The organism is Streptomyces sp. NPDC002623, from assembly GCF_053592635.1.
Window position 1 is genome coordinate 1 of record NZ_JBSFWB010000036.1, and the last position, 21,237, is coordinate 21,237.

Below are 21,237 nucleotides of genomic sequence, written 5' to 3' on the forward strand. Positions count from 1 at the left end.
AACGCGCCCGGCGACGGCATGCACGTCGTCGCCGTGAAGGAACGGCCCGCCCGTTCGGTCTGGTCCGGTCCGGTCCGGTCCGGCGGCATCCTGCCGAAAGCACGCCACTGAAGCATCAAATATACCGAACATGCGGTTTACTTCGCGCGGGTCCCGGTGGGATGCTCTCCACGTTTCGGCGGGCGCAGGGGCGCGGTCTTCCGTTGCCCGTGCGGGCTGAGGGAGGGAAACGTGATGGTCAGGCAGGCGCGGGCGGTGCACACACGTCGGACCCTGGTCCGGGCGGCGGCCGAGGTGTTCGCCGCAGAGGGCTATGTCGGAGCCTCCCTTCCCGTCATCAGTGAACGGGCCGGAGTGAGCACCGGCGCCCTGCACTTTCACTTCGCCAGCAAGAGCGATCTCGCGGGGGAGGTGGAGCGGCTGGCGGCGGACTCCGCGGAGAAGCTGGCGGAGCGCTGTCGCAGCGGGGCGGACACGCTGCTGCAGTCGCTCCTGCACACATCCTGCAGTCTGCTCCTGGCCATGGTCGGCGATCCCCTGATCAGGGCGGGGTTCCGGCTGAGCGGCGATCCCTCCCGCAAGAACGGGGCGCAGATCCTGCACTGGTGGCGGGTGTGGGTGCACGATCTCCTGGTGCAGGCGCAGGATGCGGGGGAACTCGCGCAGGACGTGTCGGCCGACGCCGCGACGACCGCGATCGTGGCCGCGACGGCGGGGTTCGACGTGCTGGGCGCGGAGGACCGGGACTGGCTGTCGGTGGAGCGCGTGACACAGCTGTGGACCTTCGTCCTGCCGCGGCTGGCGGCCTCGCCGGACCAGGCCCCGACACTGTCGGGGATCGGCGAGGCTGTGCAGGCACAGGCCGAGTAGTCACGGCTGTGAGGATCCGCATCACTGGACTTCGCGTGAGCAACGGTCATTCCGTCAGGGCAGTCGCTCCGTGAGGAGCCGGGTGAACCGGGGTGAGGGCCCGACGCCCAGTTCCGCGTTCAGCAGACGGCAGAACGCGTGATAGTGACGCAGGGCCTCGCTGACGTTGCCCTCCGCGAGATGCGCCGACACCACGGCCCGATGGGCGCTCTCCCGTAGGGGTTCCGCGCGGACGCCCGCCCACGCCGCCTCCATCGCGAGGGCCGGCCGCCCCTGCCGGATCAGCGCCTCGGCCAGCGCGTCGAGCGCGTGCAGCCGCAGTTGGCGCAGGCGCTCCCGCTCCATCAGGACCCAGTCCTCGTCCCAGCCCGGCAGCAGGTCCTCGCCGAGCAGCAGCTCCAGCGGCGGCAGCGCGTGGAGCGCCGGGTCGCGGCCCTGCACCACGCCGAGCGCCGTCCGCGTGAGGGTGTGGACGTCCACGCACAGAGCCGGTGCGACCCGCAGCGAGTCTCCGCAGCAACCGATCAGCGGCGGCTCCCCGCGCGGCAGCTTCCACAAAGTGGTGCGCAGGCTGCCCCTGGCGTGCTCCTCGGTGACCTCGGGCCACAGGGTGCCGGCGAGGACCGTGCGGCACACGCGCTGCCGCAGGCCCATGAACGCCAGGAGCCGTTGGCCGTTGCGGCACAGTTCCACGGCCTCGTCGCCCACTTCCAACCGGAACTGGCCGAGCAACCGCAACCGTGGGGGAGGAGACACCAACTTGACCGCCTCGCTATGGCCAGGTGCTGCGCCGAGGGCCTGCCACTTGCGGCGTGCCACTTGGGTCGAGGAGGCCTCCCTCTCAAGTCTCGGGCCGCCGGGCACGCTCTGCAACTCCGTCGGGCGGGCCCGCCTGCGCGATGACGACAGGGTGACGCCGTGCTGACGGCGGCTCCGTAGCCTGGGGCACGGCGCAACAGCGTTCTTCGCCACGCTGCGGACTTCCCGCTTGGAGGTCGCGATGTCCTGGACGGACGCCATGTCGAACACCCAGAACCTGCCCATCATCTACGTCCGTGGCTTCGCCGGCGGCCAGTCGGGCATCGACGGCGCTGTGACGGACCCGTTCTACGGGTTCAACGCGGGCTCCACGCACATCCGCATCGGCTCGGAGAACAAGCCGGGCTTCTACCAGTTCGAGGGCCCGCTGCTCAGGCTCCACAAGGACCAGCAGTATCAGATCCTGGTCGAGGGCAGTCAGCAGGTCTTCCTGGACACCCAGCCCAGCGTCCCGCGCAACACCATCTGGATCCACCGTTTCTACGACCCTTCGGCGAGCACCTGGGGAGGCAAGCCGGAGGAATTCCGGATGGAGGACGCCGCCCGGGATCTGCTGGAGCTGATCGACAAGGTCACCGCGAAGTCCGGGGCCCCGAGCGTCCATCTCGTCGCCCACTCCATGGGCGGCCTGATCTGCCGCTGTCTGATCCAGAAGATCCTTCCGGACGCCGGGCGTGAGCCCACCGACTGCGTGGCCGACCTCTTCACCTACGGCACCCCGCACGGCGGCATCACCTTCGACCTCGGGTTCGGCGTGCTGGAGCGGCTGCGGGACGCCATCGGCATCAACGGCGCCGAGATCTTCGGCCGTGAGCGGATGTACCAGTACCTGACGCCCGGCGCGGGCAAGGACGACGAACCGCCGGACGGCTGGGATCCTCGGGCGATGCCGGCCGGCGACGGGCAGCCGTTCGCCTTCCCCCTCAGCCGGGTCTTCTGCCTGGTCGGCACGAATCCACAGGACTACGACGTGGCGCACGGTCTGTCCTCCGCGGCGGTCGGCGCCCGCAGCGACGGGCTGGTGCAGATCGACAACGCGTACGTCCCCGGAGCCCAACGTGCCTATGTGCACCGCAGCCACAGCGGACGCTACGGACTCGTCAACTCCGAGGAGGGCTACCAGAATCTCCGGCGGTTCCTGTTCGGCGACCTCAAGGTGCACGCCGCCCTGGTCGACCACCGGTTGCAGCAGAACGCGGACACCGCCTGGCAGGCGGAGGTCCGCCTGTCGATACGCGGTCTGCAGATCGCGATGCACGAGCGGATGAGCGCCCACTGGTGTCCGATCCAACTGCCGTTCACCGCACCGGATCCCGGGGGAGTCCCGCTTGCGACCACCTTCCTGGCCACGCGCCTGATCAGCCCCAACGGCTCCGACGCGATGCGCTACGCGCTGCATCTGCGGATCCTGTCCCTGCGCAAGCACCACGACGGCCTCTTCGACTTCGACGACCACATCGAGCAGACGGCCGACTTCGACGACATCCTCGTCGTCGACGTGGGCGCCGATGCCGGCGGCTCCCAGGTGTGGGCCACCTGGAACTCGGCCATCGACGGCCCCATCAGGGACTACGTGCCGACGGACGCGGCCCTCGCGGACCAGGACCCCGCCCTCGGTACCTGGGTCGCCGACATCAGGCTGCCCGACACCACCGTGGACATCCTCGGCGCCGACGCGCGCGTCCGGCTCACTGTGGCCGACTGGAACTGACGAGAGGAGCCGAACCGCCATGGTCGCCTTGTCCAACGTCCGGTTCGGGAAGACGAACGACGACGTACGTACCGTACAGAAGGCCCTGATCAAGCGGGGTCGCAAGATTCCCGACGGGGCCACCGGCCGCTTCGGCGACCAGACGAAGGCCGCCTACCGGGCCGAGCAACTCGCCCAGGGCTTCAGGGGAGGCGACGCCGACGGTGTACCCGGCTGCACCTCCCTGACTGCTCTCGGCCGCGCCGCAGGCTTCGCCGTCAACTGCAAGGGCGCCGCCGTACCCGCCCCCAAGGGGCATGTGCCCTCGCCCGTGCCTGGCCACAAGGTCACCTTCGCATTCTTCAGCCCCGGACCGTACAAGTGGAAGCCCGACGGCATCGGCCGGCACACCGGCCAGGACTACGCCGCCGACGCCGGCACCCCCGTGGTCGCCGTCCGCGGCGGCACCATCGCCTTTTCGAAGGTCGACCCCGACGGGTACGGCCAGTGGCTCGGCCTGAGAGCGGACAACGGCCATGTCTACACCTACTGCCATCTCTCGCAGAAGCAGGTGAAGGCCGGTCAGAAGGTCGCCGCCGGGCAGCAGCTCGGCAAGGTCGGCAGCACGGGCAAGTCCACGGGACCGCACCTGCACTTCGAGATGTCGAAGGGGCGCGAATGGGCCTACGGCAATGTCGCGAAGCCCAGTTGGTGAACGAGCCACGAGCCACGAGCCACGAGCCAGGAGGCAGGAATGCCCCAGCACAACCCCCACCCGGTCCCGGACGAGCCCGGAGTGCTCGTGCCCGTCGAGGTCAGAGGCTGGCAGGACGGCTATGACGCGGGCATCAGTTCACCGCCGGACGTGCCCGCCACGCCATTGGCCCGCGACCCCCTCTACGCGGAGAGCTGGGCGCCGGGAGCGGAGGCGGGCAACCGCGACGGACGGGCCGAGGGCTGGCGGTGGGCCTACTTCGACGGCCGCGTCCGGCCCGCGTCCGGCATCGGCTACGGGCCGCAGAACAGCGGTGAGCCGGAGCCGGGCGACCCGGGCCTCTTCTCCTTCACGCAGAGCTGGCCCTGCGTGGGCGAAGCCCCGCTGCTGGTGATGCTCGCGCAGTTCGCCCCGGGGGAGAGCGGCGGAGAGGGACTCACCGGCAGGCGGCTCGCTCGGGCCTGCGCGGACAAGGGCGTCCAGCGGCTGTACCTGGCGGTGAACCTCTCCTCCTCCGGCGTGCCGGAGGAGTGGACGCCGGACGCGCTGAACAGCGCGGGCTACTGGCACGGCACGGTGTGCGAGTCGCTGGACGACGCCGCTCCCGAGGCGATCGCGCAGGTCACCGTCCGCGAACCCCGCTTCGCGGGACTCGTGCGGTACGCGCCCGCGGCCGAGCACGACTTCTTCGATCTCCTTCCGGTGGGCGGGCTGCTGCCTCCGGAATTCGCGGACTGACACGCCGGCTCACCGGCAGCTCGGCTCGATCGCGGCCGACGGGGAGAAGCGCTGCCACTCGGCCTCGCTGAGCGGGTCTCCCCGGCTGTCGCACAGGTGGCGTGCGATGGCGTCCGTGTCGGTCTTCCACAGCCGGACGGTGTGATCCTCGCCGCCGGCGGCCAGACTCTCGCCGTCCGGGCTGAAGGCGACCGCGTAGACATGGCCGGAGGCGGCCGTCAGCACCGCGCGCACCTCGGGCTCGCGGGGCGCGGTCACGTCGAAGAGCCACACGGTGGAGTCGGTGCTGCCGGCGGCGAGCGTGCCGCCGTCCGGGCTGAACGCCAGGGAGTACACATAGCTGGCGAAGCCCGTCAGCTCGGGGCCCACGCGTACCGGACGGCGGATGTCGCTCGTGTCCCACATCCGCACCGTGCGGTCCGCGCTGCCGGCGGCCAGGAGCCGTCCGTCGGGGCTGAACGCGACCGACCACACGTATCCCGTCGGCCCGCCCAGGGACACCAGCGGCCGGGTGTCCTTCCCGGCGGTGGCCCACACCCGGACGACCCGGTCGATGCTGCCGGCGGCGATGTGCCGTCCGTCCGGCGTGAAGGACACCGACAGCACCGCGTCGGTGGCGCCCGCGAGCGTGCGCAGCGCCTTCACCCGGTCCGGTCGGCTCGTGTCGAACAGTCGTACGGTGGAGTCGTCGGCGCCCGAGGCCAGCATCGTCCCGGACCGGTTGAAGGCCAGCGACTCCACGGTGCCGCTCTTCGCCACCCGGAACGCCGGACCGAGCGGGGTCAGATCACCGGTGAGGGTGTACGAGAAGAGGCGCACCATCGCGTCGCTGTAGCCGACCGCCAGGGTCCGCCCCCGGGGCGAGAAGGCCAGCGACTGGACGAAGGCGTCGGCGCCGGGACTCCACGCCTTGCCGACCGGCTGATGCCGGGCGAGATCCCACAGCTGCAGCTCCAGGGTGCCGACGGCCATCAGTCTGCTGTCGGGGCTGTAGGCGAGGGCGTTGACGCCCTGCGCCGAGGTCAGCACGGGGGAGGGCAGCGACCACAGGCGAAGGACGCCGTCGGCGCAGCCGGTCACCAGCGTCTGCCGGTCGAACCAGAACATGGACGTGACCGCCCCCGGATGCGGCAGCGTCGCGGTGACGTAGTCGGAGTCGCGGTCCCACAGCTGGACGGCGTCGTCGCTGCCCCCGATGGCGAGCGAGCCGCCGTCGGGGCTGAAGGCCACGGCGTTGAGCCAGCTGGTCGCCTTGCCGCCGGGAGTGCCCGCGGCGCGCGGACGGGTGGGGTCGGCGAGGTCCCAGAGCCGGGTGGTGCGGTCCTGGCTGCACACCGCCAGGGAACGGCCGTCGGGACTGAAGGCCACCCCCAGCGCGGGCCCCTCGAACCCGCCGAGCGTCGCGATCGGCTTCTCCCGGCCCGCGCCCGTGGTGCGCCACAGCCGGGTCCTCCCGTCGTGCCCCGCCGCCGCGATCAGCGCACCGTCGGGGCTGAAGGCCACCGACTGCTGGTAGTCCTCGCCGCCGCGGAACACGGTCGGCGGCGCGGCGGCGCCCGCCGTCCGCCCGTCCGCCCACAGCCGTACCGTGTGATCCGCGCCCGCCACGGCCAGCCCCCGCCCGTCGGGGGCGAACGCCAGCGAGTAGACGGTGGCGTCCGGGCTGCCGGGCAGATCGGGCAGCGGGCTCGGCCGCTCCGGGTCGGAGATGTCCCAGCGGTGCAGCAGGCCCATCCCGCCGCCGGCCACCAGCGTGCGCCCGTCGGGGCTCAACGCGACCGCGAAGACGGCGAGTCGGGGGGAGACGCTCAGCCGGGCCAGCCGCCGGGGCCGGGTCCGGTCCGTGGTGCTCCACAGCCGGACCGTGCCGTCGGACGATCCCGCGGCCAGCAGCCGTCTCCCGCTGTCGAGCGCCACGGACTGGACCAGCCCGGTGAAGCCGTTCAACCGGGTGGCCGAGGGCGCCGCCGAGGAGTCCATCAGCCGTGCGCGCGCCTCCTGCGTCCGCGCCGTCTGGTAGGCGGCCAGCGCCAGTTGGGCGCTGACCGAGGGGTCGTGCCCGCCGATCCGGCCCGCCTCCGCGGCCAGTTGACGCGACACGGCCTCGGTCCGGGCCCGGTCCGCCCGGTCCCGCTGACGCTGCGCGTACACCGACAGCCCGCAGGCGACGAGCACCAGGGCCAGCGCCACCCCGAGCAGCTGGCGCAGTCTGCGGGTGCGGTTGCGGGCGGCCCGCCGCTCCTGCTCCTCGTGCAGCAACGACGCGTCGAGGAAGGCGCGTTCATCGGTGTTGACGGCGTCGCGGTGCGCGGCGTCGGCCGCCCACTCACCGGTCAGCGCCAGCGAGGTGCCGCGCAGCAGCAGACCGGCGTCCCGCCCGGACTCCTTCCAGTTGCGCGCCGCCTCGGTCAGCCGCTGATGGACGCGCAGCCCGTCGCGGTCGGCGCCGATCCAGTCCCGCAGCCGTGGCCACGCGGTGAGCAGCGACTCGTGGGAGATCTCCACGGTGTCGCTGTCGGCGGTGATCAGCCGCTGCTCGACGTAGGCGGCCAGGACGGCCGTCGGCTCCGCCGACTGCGCTCCCTCGGCCCGGTCGAGCAACTCGCCCCACTGCGCGCGCCGCCGCGAGACCAGCGTGTCGTCGGTGACATGCACCAGGCGCAGGAAGATCAGCCGGGCGATGTCCTGCTGGACGTCGGACAGTTCGGCGAACACGGCTTCGGCGGTGTGCGCCACGGCGTCCCGGATGCCCCCGCTGTCCCGGTAGGCGGCGACGGTGAGCCGGCTGCGGGAGGCCCGCTGCCAGGTGGCGTGCAGGGCGTGGGACAGAAAGGGCAGGGCGCCGGGGTCGTGGGCGGCGGAACCCGGGTCGGCGTCGCCGCCGGACGCGGCGCGCGGCGCGAGGTCCCGTAACAGCAGCTCCACCAGGCCGCTCTCGATCTCCAGGCCGGCCTTGCGGGCCGGTCCCGTGATCGCCCGGTTCATCTCGTCGGGGCTCATCGGGCCGACCACCAACTGCCGGTTCTGCAGGGCGTCGGCGAGCAGCGGGAACCGCAGGGCCTGCGCGTAGAAGTCGGCCCGCAGCCCGATGACGACGAGTCCGGGCCGCAGGCTCCCCAGCAGTTCGATGAAGCGCGAGCGGGCGTCCGGGCGGCCGCACATGGTGAACAGCCCCTCGAACTGGTCGACCACCACCAGAGGCGACCGGTCCGGGCCGAACTCCCGCAGCCGCGCCGCCAGTTCCTCCGCCGGGTCACGGCCCGGGACCATCAGGACGACCCCGTCCGAGGCGCCCGGTCCGCCCGCGGGGTCGGTCAGCGCCCCGCCGCGGACCGCGGGGATCAGCCCGGCCCGTAACAGGGACGACTTGCCCGAGCCCGAGGGGCCGACCACGGCGAGCAGGCCCCCGCCGGACCCGGCGAGCAGGCGCAGCCGCCCAGTCAGCGTGGCCGTGAGCTCCTCCCGGCCGAAGAACCAGTCGGCGTCCTCCTCCTCGAAGACCTGCAGTCCGCGGTAGGGGGCGGGTGCGCCGGCCGGGGGCCGCCCCGGCGCCATCCGCACCCGGACCAGGGCCTCGTGCCAGTGGTCCAACGACTCCTGGGCCTCGATGCCGCACACGGCCAGGATGGCGGTGAGCAGATGGGGGGCCCGCACCGGCGGCAGATGGCGTCCCGAGAAGTAGTCCCCGGCCGTGCTCGGCGCGACCCGGACCGCCCGGGCGACCTGACGCACGGTGAGTCCGGCCCGCAGGCGCGCCTGCGTCAACTGGTGGGCGAAGTCCGAGACCGAGGTGATCGCCCTCGGATCGGAGTCATCACGGCGTCGATGGTGTCCGCTCTGTCTCTCGGACATTCGTCCTCCCCCGAAGCTGTGTGAGCCGGTGGCACGGCCTGTGGGACGTGTCCGGCTTTGTCCGACCACTGTCGGGGCTCGTCCGGGCTCGGGGCAACAGGTTGTCCCCGGTCCGCGGGGAGTGGCTTCCTCGGATCGGGGCCGCCGCGCCGCCCGGCACCGAGGGGAGCTTTCGCCGGGAGGCGCGGCGGCCCACAGGAAGGGAGGCGAACCCATGAGCACCGACTACGTACACGGCAGCGCAGACCCGGAAGAACCGGACGACGTCTTCTGAGTCTTCCGAGCCGACCGCAGCTCACCGAACCGGTCACCGCGCCAACGCGGACACCCCGGGATCCTCGTCGAGAGTGGGCGCCCACTCCGCGAGCAACCCCGGCCGCAGCAGCCCGGAGAGCTTCGGTCCCCGGCGGTTGGCGGTCCGGTCCAGCCAGTCCAGCACCGCCCAGGCCAGCCGCGGCTGCAGATCGCTCACCTCGTCCGGCCAGCCCCACCCGTCCACCGGCAACGGGCCGTCCGGCTCGGGCACCCGTACCAGCAGCGTCCGTGCCGCGGGCCGCTCGCCCAGCACGCTCTCCAGCGTCTCGTACACCCGCAGCTCGCGCTCCACCCAGGCCGCCGCGTCGAAAGCGCCGGCCGGACCCGCTCCCGCACGGCGCGCCGCCCACCAGTGCAGCATCGCCTCGGCGGGCCGCACACACACGACATGAGCCGGCAGCCGCAGCAGTTCCCGCAGCGCGAGCGGGCCGTAGTGGTCGACGTCGGCGAAGACATAGGGGCGGGTCAGGACGATCGCCGGCCACGCCTCTCCGGCCGCCGCCCGGCCGCGCAGATGCTCCGCCACCGACAGCCAGGCCTCCACCCGGCCGTGCACCGGGGTGCGCAGGACCGGTACGAACATCCCGTCGTCGAGGATCTCCTCGCCGGACCGCGGCAGCACGTAACCGAGCCCCAGCGCCTCCGCGAGCAGCGCGGCGGCCCCGCCGGCCAGCGGACGGTGACCGATCACGACGATCGGGACGACGCCCCGCTCGCTCCACCGGGCCGCCGCGGCCGGCACCGCCTCCCGGCGCAGCCCGGCCATCCGGTCCTGCACCAGCAGATGCCGCGGCCGGTGCCCGTCCTCGGCGTCCAGCCAGACCCGGCTGCCGGGCTGTCCCTGCCAGCTGTACTCGCCGCGGTGCCGGAGCGTGCGGTGGGTGAGCGCGGACAGCTCCAGCCGCACCGTCCAGTAGTCGGAGTGGCCGTCCGCCTCCGCGCGCCGCACCGCGGCCAGGGTCTCGCCCGGCAGTCCGCCGTCGGCGAGGGCGATCGCCCGGTACTGCGCGAGCGGCTTCGCCCCGGCCCGCAGCCGGAACTCGGCCACGTCCATGAGCGGGGCGCGATAGCGACTGCCCGACTCGACCGAGGACAGCGAGACCGTGAACCGGCCGGCGGCGTGCCGGTCCGCGAGCACGGCCGCCGCGGCCGCGGCCGGCGCCCGGTCGAACCCGGGCTCCTCCACGTCCCGGGCGAGCTGACCGGCCGCCGCGATGCCCGTGCGCAGCTGCCGCATCAGATGGGGGACGCTCGGCGTGGCCGCCTCCTCGGGCGGCAACCAGCCGAGCTGCGCGAACACCTGACGCACCGGCACCCCGGCCAGCAGGGCCAGCCGGTTCACGAAGTCGGGTCGGGGCTCCCGGCTGCCGTTGAGCATCGCCTTGACCAGCGAGTCCGACCGCTCGTACGTCGGATACGCCGCCCGGAACGCGTTCACCACGGCCACGGTGCCCAGGACGCCGCGCTGGTGCAGCGCCGTCAGACACAGATCTATCCCCGCGGGCGTGCCGGAACCGCTCTGCCATGTCGCCATTCACCTGTCCTCCCCATCGGCCCCCCGCATCCAACACGCTCCCGACACAACACGGCCCGGATCGGACACGAACACGCCTTGTCGCCGCTCGGCGGCAGCCGGTTCAGTCGTGAAGGTCGGCAATCGGGACAGCAACCGGCACAGCACCGGGCAGCTCATGCGAAAGAGGCACGCGAGTGGACAACCTGCGTCGAGGCATCGGCCGCGTCGTGGACGACATCCGGCACGGCCGTCACATCGAGGCGTACGCCTTCTTCTTCCTGGGGCTGGCCCTCGTCGGGCTGGGCCTCTCCGACCAGGTCGGGACCAAGGGACTGGCCCAGTTCACCGTGGGCGCCCTGGCGTTGCTCGTCTTCCGGACGGCGGTGCCGCCCGCCCGGCCGCCGGCCACACCGGACGAGGTGCTGCGCCGCCGGGAGGACCTGGGCCCGCTGCGCAAGCTTCTCGACGGCGCCCGCGACCTCCGCGTCTACGGCCCCTCCGCGATCAATGTGCTGGCGGGCGCGGACGACCTGCGGCGGCTGATCCTCGAACGCGGCGGGACCGTCCGGATCGTCCTCCTCGACTCGTCCCCCCGCGCCGTCGCGGACGCCGCCACCCAGCTGGACGACAATCTCGACCTCGGCGCCGCACTGCAGAGTTCGCTGCGCGCCCTGCGACGGCTCGACGGCATCGAGGGCTTCGCCTGCCGCCGACTGCCGTTCAACCCGGGCTTCAGCCTGCTCGTCGTCGACGGCGACAGCGTCGACGGCACCGTCGTCGTCGAGTTCCACGGCTTCGCCGACGGCACGATCAACGAGCGGATGCATGTGGTCCTGGACCGCCGGTCCTCACCCCACTGGTACGAGTACTGGCTGCGCCGCTTCGACGCCCTCTGGGACGCGGCCCTGCCCGGCGCCCCCACCCCGCCGACCCCGCAGACCCCGCCGACCCCGCCGTCTCCGTCTTCCGACGACGATCCGCAGGCGGGTGCGTCGTGACGGCCCCGGTCCCCGCGGTCGCCGAGGCCGCGGCGCTGCTCGATGGCCTCGACCCCGACGAGGTGCTCGTCTGGTCCGGGGCCGGCATCTCCGTCGAAGGGCCCACCAGCCTGCCCAGCGGACCGGAACTGACCCGGCGGGTCTTCGACGCCTTCTTCGAAGCGGGCGCGCTGGCCCGGGTGCTGACCTACCACCAGGTGGTCGGCCTGCGCACGAGCCCCCTGTGCGCCTACGACACCACCCTGCCCACCTCCCGGCTGCCCCGGCTGGAGACCGCGCTGGACGCCGCCGCCCGGGCCCGCCCCGACGCCTCCCCCGGCACCTTCGACATCCTCGACGACGTCCGCAGCGCGGTGCCGAACCGGCTGCACGCCTTCGCCGCCGGGCACCTCGCCCTCGGCGGCCGGCATGTCACCGCGAACTTCGACACCTGCGTCGAGCGCGCCTACGAGGCCCGGCACGGCCGGCCCGTGCCCCACGACGCGGTCCACCACTTCCACGGCTCCTTCGCCGACTCGCCCGACGGCAAGGCGCTCGGCGCCACCCTCAGCCTGATCCGGACGGGATTCCCGCACGCGGAGATCCAACGGCTGCGGCGCCTGCTGTCCGCCCACCGCGCCGTGCTCGTCCTCGGCTACAGCGGCAGCGACTACTTCGACGTCGACCGGTTCGTCGCCGCACTCCCCCCGGACGCCCTGAACGGACTGCGCGTGCTGTGGGTCATGCACGCGGGCCACGAGTCGCATGTGCCCGAACGCGACCCGATCGCCCTGCAGACCCTGCTGCGCCGGGCCGGCGCCGACGTCCACGTCCTGTGCGGGCCCACCGACCTCCTGGTCGGCGAGATCGCCCGCCGCTGGGGCCTGGAACCGCTGGGCGACCCGCCGCGCCGGGCCACGGCCGACCCCGCACTGCCGGTCACCGACGCCGAGCGCCGCCGAGCGACCTTCCTGCTGTACCGCTCGCTGGGCCTGCACCGGGAGGTCCGCCGGCTGCTCGACGCGCAGGCCACCGGCACCGACGACCCCGTCGAGCTGCGCGCCGTCCGCTCACGGCTGTTGTGGGAGGCGGGCGCCTGGAACACCCTGCGCCGTATGTGGTGGCGGGCCCCCGCCGACGGCCCCGACCACTTCCTGCGCGCCGAACGCATCGGCGCGTCCCTGTGGGCGCAGGGACGGCTGCTGCCCGCCTGGGTGTGGCTACGACGGTGCCGACGCCATGTCGCCGAAGGCACCGACGAGTCCTACGCCCTGGAGGAGACCCTGAACAGGGTCGTCGAGCACATGCACCGCACCCCCGACCTGCGCCCGCTCGCCCGCCGGCTGCTCGCCCGGATGCCGGAGCCCGTGGCGGACGCCGACGCCGACGCCGATGCCGACACGGACCCCGACGCCGGCGCGGCCGAGGACCGGAGCCGGTCCGTGGCGGCCCTCCGGGCGCTCCAGGACGTCCGCGACAGCCTCGGCGCCCTGCGCGGCGGCCGGCCCCGCGAAGACCAGGCCCACGCCGAGGAGTCGACGACCTGGTTCCAGGAGACCGGTGACCTGCAGGGCATGTTGAGCTACCGGCACCGCGCCCTGCGCGACGGATACCGGGCGAACGGCGGCCCCGAGGTCACCGACGCGAGGCTGCGGGAGTCCTACGACGAGATCATCACCGCCAACCTCTTCCTGGGCTCCAAGGCCGGGGCGTGGCGCACCGCCCTCCTGCCCGGCGCACACCGCGCGTTCAGGGTGCACGAGTACCTCTTCGCCCTGGCCACGCTCGAGTACGGCTGGTGGCACCGGTTCCGGCTGCTCGCCTGGTACCTGCCCCGACGCCTGCACCACGTGCTCACCGGCACCCGCCGCACCTGACCCAACGCACCTGACCGAACGCACCTGACCGAACGCACGTGACCGAACGGACCTGAACGATCGGAGTGAAGCATGGCCGAGACCGTGAGTTCCATCGACCTGACCGCCGGTTCCACCACGGAACTGGACCTGCCCCGAGTGAAGGAGGCACTGGCCCGGGACGGCTACGCGTACGTCCGGCCGGTGCCCGAAGGCTTCGACTACGTCGGCCAGTTGAGCCGGCTCGGCGCGCCGATACCCCAGTTCGACGGCGTCGTCGTACGCGAGGTGCGACCGGAGTCCTCGGTCGACAACTCGGTCTACTCGGCCTCCAACACCCGCGAACTCATGCCGCACACCGAGTGGTTCGAGTATCCCGGCAACCCGCCACGCTACGTGGCCCTCTGGTGCGTGCGGCAGACCGAGGGACCGGGCGGTGAGACCACCCTCGCCGACGCCTACGCGTTCGTCGACCGGCTCCGCCCGGAGGAGCGGCGCCGACTGGAGGCCTCGGTGTACCCCTGGACGCCCAGCGCCGTCCTCCAGCGTCTCGGCATCCGCTTCGAGGCCGATCACCCGCTGCTGGAGCCGGTCGGGGACGAACTCATCGTGCGCTTCCCCTGCGACGACCGCTGCGAGAGCTTCGACGCGCTCATGGACGGCTATCTCGCACGCGGCCGGCAGTTCTTCCAGGACCACGAGATCGCCGTGCGCATCGAGGAACGGGCGCTGCTGGTCTGGGACAACTGGCGCATGATGCACGCCCGCCACGCCTTCGCCGACCGGGTGCGGCACCTGCGCAGGGTCCTGCTCGCCGAGCACGTGTGACCTCGTAGACCTCGACCGTTTCCCCGCTCGACCGCTTCCCCGCTCGACCGCTTCCCCGCTCGACCGCTTCCCGGCTCGACTGCGTCCCCGTTCGGAGGCTGACCGCATGAAGGCACTCATCCTCGCCAACGGCCGCGCCACCCGGCTCGGTCCCGTCTCCCGGGCGGTCCTCAAGGCGCTGCTGCCCGTCGCCAACCGGCCGGTCCTGTGGTATGTGCTCCAGAGTCTGCGCGAGGCCGGCGTCGACGAGATCGGCATCACCGTGGGCCCCGACACCCGGCCCGTCGTCGACTACGTCCGCGCCCTCGAAGAGCCGCTCGAAGACCCGCGCCCGCACGTGGAGTTCCTGTGGGAGGACCGGCGGTCCGGAACCGGCGGCGCGCTGCGCGACCACCGTGCCTACCTGGCCGGCGCACCCGCGGTCGTCGTCCCGGCCGACATCATCGCCGGCGTCGACATCGCCGCACTCGTGCGGCACCACCGGGCGCACCCCGCGGCCGTCACGGTCGCCGTCACCCCGCAGGACCCCGCGCGGTGGGACGGGGACTTCCTGGTCGCCGACGGTCCGTTCGCCTCGGCCTACCTCTTCAAGCCGGGAGCGGCCAGCCCCTCGCGCCTGGGGTCCACGGGCGCCTGGGTGGTGGACCCCCGTGCGCTCTCCCTCGTCCCCGCGCAGGGCTTCTGCGACTTCTCCGAGCAGGTGCTCCCACGTCTGCCCACCCGGGACCTGCCCCTGGGCGTCTTCGACGCGGGCGCCGTCTACCAGCGGGACGTGGGAGTGCCGCAGCGGTTCTACGACAGCAATATCGAAGCCCTCACCGGCAGATCCTCGGCCAGCCGCTATCTGCCCCCGGCCGGTCCGTGCGGGGCGGGCGACGTCGCGCGGGTCGCCCACGGCCCCGTCCTCATCGGCCCGGACGTCGAGGTGCACAGCAGCGCCCGCATCCACGGACCGACCGTGATCGGCGGGGGCTGTGTCATCGGACCGCACGCGTCCGTCGTGTCCTCGGTCCTGCTGCCCGGTTCCGTGGTGCCCGCCCACACCCTGCTGTCGACCTCGGTGTTCGGTACCACGGACCGTCTGTACGCGGAACTTCTGAGACGGCCCTCGCCGGACCGGCGGGACCGTCTGGTCGACACGGCCGGGGACACCTCATGACGGGGGGAGCGGGCATGGAGTTCTTCATCAGCATGGAGCCCCAGTGCGGCGCGACCTACGCCCAGCAGCTGAGGGTGGCGCAGGCGGCGGAAGAGCTCGGCTTCGGCGGGGTCTTCCGATCCGACCACTTCCTCGACCACCGGCCCGGCAGCACCGCGGGCGGCGTCACCACCGACGTGTGGGTCACGCTCGCCGGCCTGGCCCGCGAGACCCGGCGGATCAGGCTCGGCAGTCTCCTCACCTGTGCGGCCTACCGGCCTCCCGCGGTCCTGGCGGCCATGGTGGCGCAGGTGGACGACATGAGCGCGGGACGCGTCGAACTCGGCCTCGGGGCCGGTTGGTTCGCCGCGGAGCACGAGGCGCTCGGCATTCCGCTGCGCGCCGGGCGGGAGCGGTTCGCGGTGCTGGAGGAGCAGTTGCAGATCGTGCGCCGCCTGTGGCAGGAACGCTCCGACCGGCGGCCGACGCCGCCCCTGGTCGTCGGCGGGCGCGGCACGCGGCGCACCCCCCTGATCGCGGCGCGGTACGCCGACGAGCACAACATCGCCCGCCCCTCGGTGCAGGACGCCCGGACCGCCGTCGAGGCCGCCCGGCGGGCCTGCCGGACGGTGGGCCGCGACCCGGCGTCCCTGCGTCACTCCGTCCTGCTGCGCCTGCACTGCACCGCGGAAACCCGTACCGCAGAAAGCCGTACCGCAGAAAGCCGTACCGGAGGGAGCGGTGCAGGCGAGAGGGGTGCGGCGGGGACCGTGGCGGGCGACCCCTCGCAGGTGGTGGAGCGGCTCGCCGCCTACGCCGCGCTCGGCGTCACCCGCGTCTACCACCAGGTGGTCGACTTCGGCGACCTCCGACACCTCGAACTGCTGGCCCGCGAGGTGCTGCCCGCGGTGCTGGCCATGAAGGGAGGCGAGCGCCGGTGAACGCAGGCATCGCCGTCATCGACCAGTCGTCGTCGGGCGGTAGCGAACTCGACGTGCGCCGGGTCAGGGAGTGTCTCGCCGCGACGGGCCAGGTGTATGTGCGCCGGGTGCCGCCCGCCTTCGACCACCTGGCCCAGCTGAGCCGCCTGGGGCAGGTCGTCCCCCAGTTCGACGGGCGGATCGTGCGAGACGTCACGCCCGACCCCGCGGCGGACGAGAGCGTTCATCTGCCCGCCAACACCCGCGAACTGCTCGCGCACACCGAGTGGTTCGAGTTTCCCGGGCCGCCGCCCCGCTACCAGGCCCTGTGGTGCGTCCGCCAGGCCGCCGGACCGGGCGGCGAGACGACCCTCGCCGACGGGTACGCCTTCGTGGCCGGGCTGCCGTCCGACCAGGTGAGACGCCTGGCGGAGCGGGAGTACACCTGGCGGCCCACCGCCGTCCTCGCACGGGCCGGCGTCGCCTACGAATGCCGGCATCCGCTGGTCGAGCGCCGCGCGGAGGCACTGGTGGTGCGGGTGCCCTGTGACGAGCGCTGTGTGGACTACGACGACCTGATGGCCGACTACATCGCGCAGGCCCGCCGCTTCTTCGCCGGCCACCGGCTCGCGGTGAAGATCGAGGAGGGGGCCGTCCTCATCTGGGACAACTGGCGCATGATGCACGCCCGCACCGCCTTCACGGACCGCCGGCGCCATCTGCGCAGGCTGCTCGTCTCCGCCCCGACGCACGACGAACCCCGCACGACGAACCCCGCACGACGAACCCGCATGACGAATCCGCATGACGAATCCGCATGACGAATCCGCATGACGAACCCGCGTGATGAACCGACGTGACGAACCCGCGTGACGAACCCGCGTAAGGAGAAACGGCATGACGCCAACGCCTCACTCGGCACCCGGCCCAGCAGAACTGGAGATCCTCGCCGAGGGGATCAGGGCATGGGTGCTGGCGGCCAACAAGCATCCCGGCGGCAGTTCCTCGGCCGTCGAGGCCGTCACCGCGCTCTACTTCTCCGGCGCCACCTCGCTGGGGACCGACGACGGGGACCGGCTCGTCTACTCGAAGGGGCATGCCGCCGCGCCCTGGTACGCGGCACTGTGGGCCCTCGGCGCCATGCCCGGCATGTCGTGGCAGGAGCTGACGGGCTTCGGACAGGTCGGACACCCGGTACCGCGGATGCCCCGGCGCGGCTCCCTCCCAGGGGTCGAGATGAGCACCGGCGCGCTCGGCCAGGGCCTCAGCTTCGGCGCGGGACTGGCGCTGGCCGACCGAAGGGCCGGGCGGTCGCGCCGCACCTTCGTCGTCCTCGGCGACGGGGAATGCACCGAGGGGCAGGTGTGGGAGGCGGCCATGACCGCGGCCAGGCTGGGGCTGCGTAACCTGGTCGCCCTGGTCGACGCCAACGGCTCGGGCAGTGTCATCCGGCTGCCGGTCGACGAATGGGCGGCCCGCTGGGCGGGGTTCGACTGGTGCGTCCGGGAGGTCGACGGACACGACCTGGTCGCCCTCACCCGCGCACTCCGTCCCACCGAGGACCCGCGCCCCACCGTGCTCGTCCTGCGCACGGTCAAGGGCCGCGGGCTCGCCGCGGACGTGGAGGGCGGCAACACGCTGAGCGCCGAGGCGTCGCCCGAGCACCTCCCGGCGCTGGACACCGGCGCGCTCGTGGAGCGGGCGCTCGCCGTGGTCGACACCCGGTGGCCGACGGCCCGCCGACTGCGCGAGGGGCCGCGCGCCGTGCCCGAGCCCGAGGCGGCCGGCGCCGCATGGCGTAACCGCTCCGCGCTGCTGAAGCGGCTTTCGGATCACCCCGTCGGCGATGTCGTGGTGGCCAAGAAGGCGCTGGGCGCCGAACTGGCCGAGGAACTCGCCGGCCTGCCCATGCTGTGGATGGCGCCGGACGCCATCCGCAACTCCGGGCTGCTGCCCCGCATGGAACGCACCGGCTCCTGGCACTGGACCGACCCCGGCTCCGACGTGCTGCAGTGCGCGATCGCCGAACAGGACGCGGCCTCGCTCGCCGGCGGCGCCGCGGCCGGCGGCCTGGCGCCCGTGCTGTTCTCCATGGAGGGCTTCTACTGGCGGATGCTCGACCAGATCCGCGAGTCCCTGGTGTTCCCCGGACTGCCGGTGCTGCTGGTCGGCACCTCCGGCGGGCTGGGCGATCCGCTGGGCCCCATGGTCCAGTCCGACGGCTGTCTCGCCGCCCTGCTGGCGCTGCCCGGACTGGAGGTCTTCGAAGCCGCGGACATCAACACGGCGAAGGCACTGGCGGTCGAGGCCCTGGCCGACGGACGTCCCGCCTATCTGCGGCTGCCGCACGAGGCGGTGCCCGTGCGGCACGGTCTGGGCAGTTGCGCCGGGGCGCCGCTGCACGACGGCGTGCGCGAGATACACGGCCATCCCCGCCCCGAGGTGGTGCTGGTGGCCGCCGGAGCGATGCGGGAGACCGCGCTCGACGTGGCGGAGCGGCTCGCCCGCGACGCCGACCGGGCCGTGCGGGTCCTGGAGGTCGTCAGCCCGACGAGGTTCGGCCGGCTGCCGCGGGCCGGACGGGAACGGTACATCGCGCCCGGCGCCCTGGCGGTGAGCCTGCACAACGCGCCCTCCGGCGTGCTCGGTTCGCTGCTCCCGGAGGGCGGCATCGCGCTGGGCGCCGACGGCTACGGCATCGCCGGATGGCCGAGCCGGTCCCTCTTCGAGGCCGCCGGCCTGTCCGCGGACGCGGTCACCGAGCGCGTGCTGAAGGAACTCCGATGATGCCGGGCCTCTCGCGGCTGCTGCACCGCGACACCGAGAGCGGCGGCTTCGACGTGGCGGTCAACCGCGCCCACCGCTATCTCGTGCACGTGGAGAGCGGACTGCTGGGCCGGATCGGCGTCATGGTGCGCGATCTGGCGGAGCAGCAGGGCGCGGACCGTCTCGTGCTGGTCGCCGACCGTGGGGCGGCGCGGCACCATCTGCCGGCGGTGGACGCCGTGCTGGAGCGGAGCGGGCTCGCGCGGGAGACGGTGCTCGTGCCCGAGGGGGAGTCCGCGAAGACGACGGACGGCCTGGACCTGCTCTGGCACGCGCTGCACCGTGCGGGCACGACCCGGCGCACCCTGGTGCTGGGCCTGGGCGGCGGCGTGGTGTGCGACCTGACCACCGCCGCCGCGGCCACCTACATGCGGGGCATCCCCTACGCCCTGCTCCCGACCACCCTCCTCGCCCAGGTCGACGCGGCCGTCGGCGGCAAGGGCGGCGCGGACTACCAGGGCGCCAAGAACCTGATCGGAGCCTTCCACCACCCCGTGGCCGTCTTCGTCGACCCGGAGTTGCTGCGCACCCTGTCCCCCCACCACCTCTCCAACGGACTCGCGGAGGTCGTGAAGGTCGCCCTGATCGCCGACCCCGCGCTCTTCGCCCTTCTGGAGGACGGCGTCGGCCGAGAGCTGAGCGACCTGCCGTGGGAGGCGATCGTCCGCGCCGCGCTCCGGGCCAAGCTCGACCTGCTGGGCCCCGATCCCTTCGAACAGGGCGACCTGCGCCGGCTGCTGAACCTCGGGCACTGCTTCGGCCATCCCTACGAGGCGGTCAGCGGATTCAGGGTGCCGCACGGCGAGGCCGTCGCCGCCGGACTGGCCGTGGCGACCGGCGTGGGCCTGGCCACGGGACGCTCCCGCACCCAGGACGCCGACCGCATCCTCGCCCTCCTGACCGACCACCGGCTGCCCATCACCATGCCCCGTGAACTGCGGCCCCGAGTCTGGGACGAGCTGGACACGGTCCGCAGGGTGCGCAACGGCGTGCTCCACCTCGTCGTCCCCCGCTCGCCCGGCCGGTGCACCGTGGTCGACGACATTCCCCGCTCGGCCTTCGACGAGGCGCTGGCCCGGCTCGACACCTGGAGCACGCGGTGACGGGCGCCGAGGGCGACCGGATCCTGCTCGAAGGCGGCGGCAGCCGCACCTGGGCGGCGCTGACCCGCGCCCGCGCGGTGCTGGCGGTCGCCGAGGGGCGCTCGACGAACCCGCGATCGGTGGGCGGCGAACGCGCGCTCACCGAACTCGTCCGGCTGCTCGCCGAGATACAGCGCAAGACAGCCGTCGACGCATCGCCGCGGGCCGTGATCGCGGCGCACGGGGCGGCCTCGACGGCCCGGTGCGCCGACGAGTTCACCGGACTCCTGCGCACGGCCGTCCACCGCGTCGGCCGCGCCGCGGCCCCCGTGCTGGTGACGAACGACATCGTTCCGCCGCTGTTGTCCGTCGACGCCGGTGTGCCGGTCTGCGCCGTCGTCGCCGGAACCGGAACGGGGTTCGCCGTGCGCAACGGGCCCCGCTGGTCCCGGGCGTCGGGACTGGAATGGCTGCTCAGCGACGAGGGCGGCGGCCACCACCTGGCCGTGGCCGGCCTACGGGCGGCCGTGCGCGCGCTGGACGGCCGCGGGGCCCCGACGGCCCTGACCGATGCCGCCCGCGAGTGGTGCGCCCCGCACCCGGCGGCGACGGCCCGCGTTCCGCTGGGGGAGGCGCTGTTCGCCGCGGTGTACCGGGACGGCGCCAAGCCCGCCGTGGCCGAGTTCGCCCGGCAGGTGCTGAGCTGCGCCGACGGCGGCGACCCGGTCGCCGCCGGTCTCGTCCACGCCGCCGTCGACGAACTCGTCACAGGGACGCTGGCCGCACTGCGCACGGCGCGGGTCGCCCCGAACGCCCCCTACGCCCTCGTGCTGAACGGTTCCCTGTTCCGCCCGCCGGACGTCCTGCGCCGGAACTTCCTGGAGCGGCTCGCCGAGCGTGCCCCGTGGACCTCCCTCCACCACGGCCCCGACGACCGCGCCGACTCGCTGCTGCGCCTGGCCGACGTCTGGGCGGGCGCCCCGCACGTCCTGGACGACATCGCGGGCGCGTTTCCGCTCCGGGCCGACCCGCTGCCCGGCAGCGGACTGCAACGGCCGGACGCGGCGGCGGTGTCGGGATGAGGCCCCCGATCCC

16 protein-coding genes are annotated in these 21,237 nt (G+C 73.3%); 13 read left to right on the top strand and 3 right to left on the bottom strand.

Annotated features, from left to right (window positions below; genetic code table 11):
• Window positions 1-234: 234 nt before the first annotated feature.
• Complete coding sequence (locus tag ACWD4O_RS39940) at window positions 235-870, top strand: ScbR family autoregulator-binding transcription factor (RefSeq protein ID WP_451288020.1); 636 nt, start codon at window positions 235-237, stop codon at window positions 868-870.
• Between the two features lie 54 nt (window positions 871-924).
• On the opposite strand, the gene ACWD4O_RS39945 is transcribed toward ACWD4O_RS39940, so the two are convergent.
• The gene (locus ACWD4O_RS39945; protein ID WP_451287935.1) at window positions 925-1,626 is read right to left on the bottom strand and encodes an AfsR/SARP family transcriptional regulator; all 702 of its coding nucleotides are present in this window, start codon (window positions 1,624-1,626) and stop codon (window positions 925-927) included.
• Between the two features lie 262 nt (window positions 1,627-1,888).
• Between ACWD4O_RS39945 and ACWD4O_RS39950 the strand changes: the two genes are divergently transcribed.
• From ACWD4O_RS39950 to ACWD4O_RS39960, 3 genes are read left to right on the top strand one after another with little or no spacing between them, the layout of a single operon-like run.
• Window positions 1,889-3,400 (top strand): esterase/lipase family protein, encoded by a 1,512-nt coding sequence (locus tag ACWD4O_RS39950; protein ID WP_451288021.1) that lies wholly within the window; start codon window positions 1,889-1,891, stop codon window positions 3,398-3,400.
• 19 nt (window positions 3,401-3,419) lie between these two features.
• Complete coding sequence (locus ACWD4O_RS39955) at window positions 3,420-4,094, top strand: M23 family metallopeptidase (RefSeq protein ID WP_451287937.1); 675 nt, start codon at window positions 3,420-3,422, stop codon at window positions 4,092-4,094.
• 39 nt (window positions 4,095-4,133) lie between these two features.
• The gene (locus tag ACWD4O_RS39960) at window positions 4,134-4,832 is read left to right on the top strand and encodes a hypothetical protein (RefSeq protein ID WP_451287939.1); all 699 of its coding nucleotides are present in this window, start codon (window positions 4,134-4,136) and stop codon (window positions 4,830-4,832) included.
• 9 nt (window positions 4,833-4,841) lie between these two features.
• On the opposite strand, the gene ACWD4O_RS39965 is transcribed toward ACWD4O_RS39960, so the two are convergent.
• Entirely contained in the window at window positions 4,842-8,684 is a 3,843-nt protein-coding gene (locus ACWD4O_RS39965) for an nSTAND1 domain-containing NTPase (RefSeq protein ID WP_451287941.1), read from the bottom strand.
• 307 nt (window positions 8,685-8,991) lie between these two features.
• Window positions 8,992-10,533 carry a hypothetical protein gene (locus tag ACWD4O_RS39970; RefSeq protein ID WP_451287943.1) on the bottom strand — a complete coding sequence of 514 codons (1,542 nt, stop codon included), beginning with the start codon at window positions 10,531-10,533 and terminating at the stop codon, window positions 8,992-8,994.
• Window positions 10,534-10,709: 176 nt separating this feature from the next.
• Here ACWD4O_RS39970 and ACWD4O_RS39975 point away from each other — a divergent pair, with 176 nt between their 5' ends.
• From ACWD4O_RS39975 to ACWD4O_RS40015, 9 genes are all read left to right on the top strand, one after another.
• Entirely contained in the window at window positions 10,710-11,513 is an 804-nt protein-coding gene (locus ACWD4O_RS39975) for a hypothetical protein (protein ID WP_451287945.1), read from the top strand.
• Complete coding sequence (locus ACWD4O_RS39980) at window positions 11,510-13,369, top strand: hypothetical protein (protein WP_451287947.1); 1,860 nt, start codon at window positions 11,510-11,512, stop codon at window positions 13,367-13,369. Before ACWD4O_RS39975 ends, ACWD4O_RS39980 begins: the two co-directional genes overlap by 4 nt.
• Before the next feature lie 72 nt (window positions 13,370-13,441).
• Entirely contained in the window at window positions 13,442-14,176 is a 735-nt protein-coding gene (locus ACWD4O_RS39985; RefSeq protein ID WP_451287948.1) for a TauD/TfdA family dioxygenase, read from the top strand.
• Between the two features lie 106 nt (window positions 14,177-14,282).
• On the top strand, window positions 14,283-15,335 hold the full coding sequence (locus ACWD4O_RS39990; RefSeq protein WP_451287949.1) for a sugar phosphate nucleotidyltransferase: 1,053 nt from the start codon (window positions 14,283-14,285) through the stop codon (window positions 15,333-15,335).
• Between the two features lie 14 nt (window positions 15,336-15,349).
• Window positions 15,350-16,255 carry an LLM class flavin-dependent oxidoreductase gene (locus tag ACWD4O_RS39995; protein WP_451287951.1) on the top strand — a complete coding sequence of 302 codons (906 nt, stop codon included), beginning with the start codon at window positions 15,350-15,352 and terminating at the stop codon, window positions 16,253-16,255.
• On the top strand, window positions 16,252-17,055 hold the full coding sequence (locus tag ACWD4O_RS40000; RefSeq protein ID WP_451287953.1) for a TauD/TfdA family dioxygenase: 804 nt from the start codon (window positions 16,252-16,254) through the stop codon (window positions 17,053-17,055). The genes ACWD4O_RS39995 and ACWD4O_RS40000 overlap by 4 nt, the downstream gene beginning before the upstream one ends.
• A gap of 76 nt (window positions 17,056-17,131) precedes the next feature.
• A complete protein-coding gene (locus ACWD4O_RS40005) occupies window positions 17,132-19,021 on the top strand; it encodes a thiamine pyrophosphate-dependent enzyme (protein WP_451287955.1) in 1,890 nt (629 codons plus the stop codon).
• Window positions 19,018-20,163 carry a 3-dehydroquinate synthase family protein gene (locus ACWD4O_RS40010; RefSeq protein WP_451287957.1) on the top strand — a complete coding sequence of 382 codons (1,146 nt, stop codon included), beginning with the start codon at window positions 19,018-19,020 and terminating at the stop codon, window positions 20,161-20,163. The genes ACWD4O_RS40005 and ACWD4O_RS40010 overlap by 4 nt, the downstream gene beginning before the upstream one ends.
• On the top strand, window positions 20,160-21,224 hold the full coding sequence (locus ACWD4O_RS40015; protein ID WP_451287959.1) for an N-acetylglucosamine kinase: 1,065 nt from the start codon (window positions 20,160-20,162) through the stop codon (window positions 21,222-21,224). Before ACWD4O_RS40010 ends, ACWD4O_RS40015 begins: the two co-directional genes overlap by 4 nt.
• Window positions 21,225-21,237 lie beyond the last annotated feature (13 nt).

Excerpts from the sequence above, each read along its gene's own strand:
- ACWD4O_RS39940 (WP_451288020.1), top strand. The coding sequence starts at position 235 with ATGGTCAGGCAGGCGCGGGCGGTGCACACACGTCGGACCCTGGTCCGG.
- ACWD4O_RS39950 (WP_451288021.1), top strand. The coding sequence starts at position 1,889 with ATGTCGAACACCCAGAACCTGCCCATCATCTACGTCCGTGGCTTCGCC.
- ACWD4O_RS39955 (WP_451287937.1), top strand. The coding sequence starts at position 3,420 with ATGGTCGCCTTGTCCAACGTCCGGTTCGGGAAGACGAACGACGACGTA.
- ACWD4O_RS39960 (WP_451287939.1), top strand. The coding sequence starts at position 4,134 with ATGCCCCAGCACAACCCCCACCCGGTCCCGGACGAGCCCGGAGTGCTC.
- ACWD4O_RS39965 (WP_451287941.1), bottom strand. The coding sequence starts at position 8,684 with ATGTCCGAGAGACAGAGCGGACACCATCGACGCCGTGATGACTCCGAT.
- ACWD4O_RS39970 (WP_451287943.1), bottom strand. The coding sequence starts at position 10,533 with ATGGCGACATGGCAGAGCGGTTCCGGCACGCCCGCGGGGATAGATCTG.
- ACWD4O_RS39985 (WP_451287948.1), top strand. The coding sequence starts at position 13,442 with ATGGCCGAGACCGTGAGTTCCATCGACCTGACCGCCGGTTCCACCACG.
- ACWD4O_RS39990 (WP_451287949.1), top strand. The coding sequence starts at position 14,283 with ATGAAGGCACTCATCCTCGCCAACGGCCGCGCCACCCGGCTCGGTCCC.
- ACWD4O_RS39995 (WP_451287951.1), top strand. The coding sequence starts at position 15,350 with ATGGAGTTCTTCATCAGCATGGAGCCCCAGTGCGGCGCGACCTACGCC.
- ACWD4O_RS40005 (WP_451287955.1), top strand. The coding sequence starts at position 17,132 with ATGACGCCAACGCCTCACTCGGCACCCGGCCCAGCAGAACTGGAGATC.
- ACWD4O_RS40010 (WP_451287957.1), top strand. The coding sequence starts at position 19,018 with ATGATGCCGGGCCTCTCGCGGCTGCTGCACCGCGACACCGAGAGCGGC.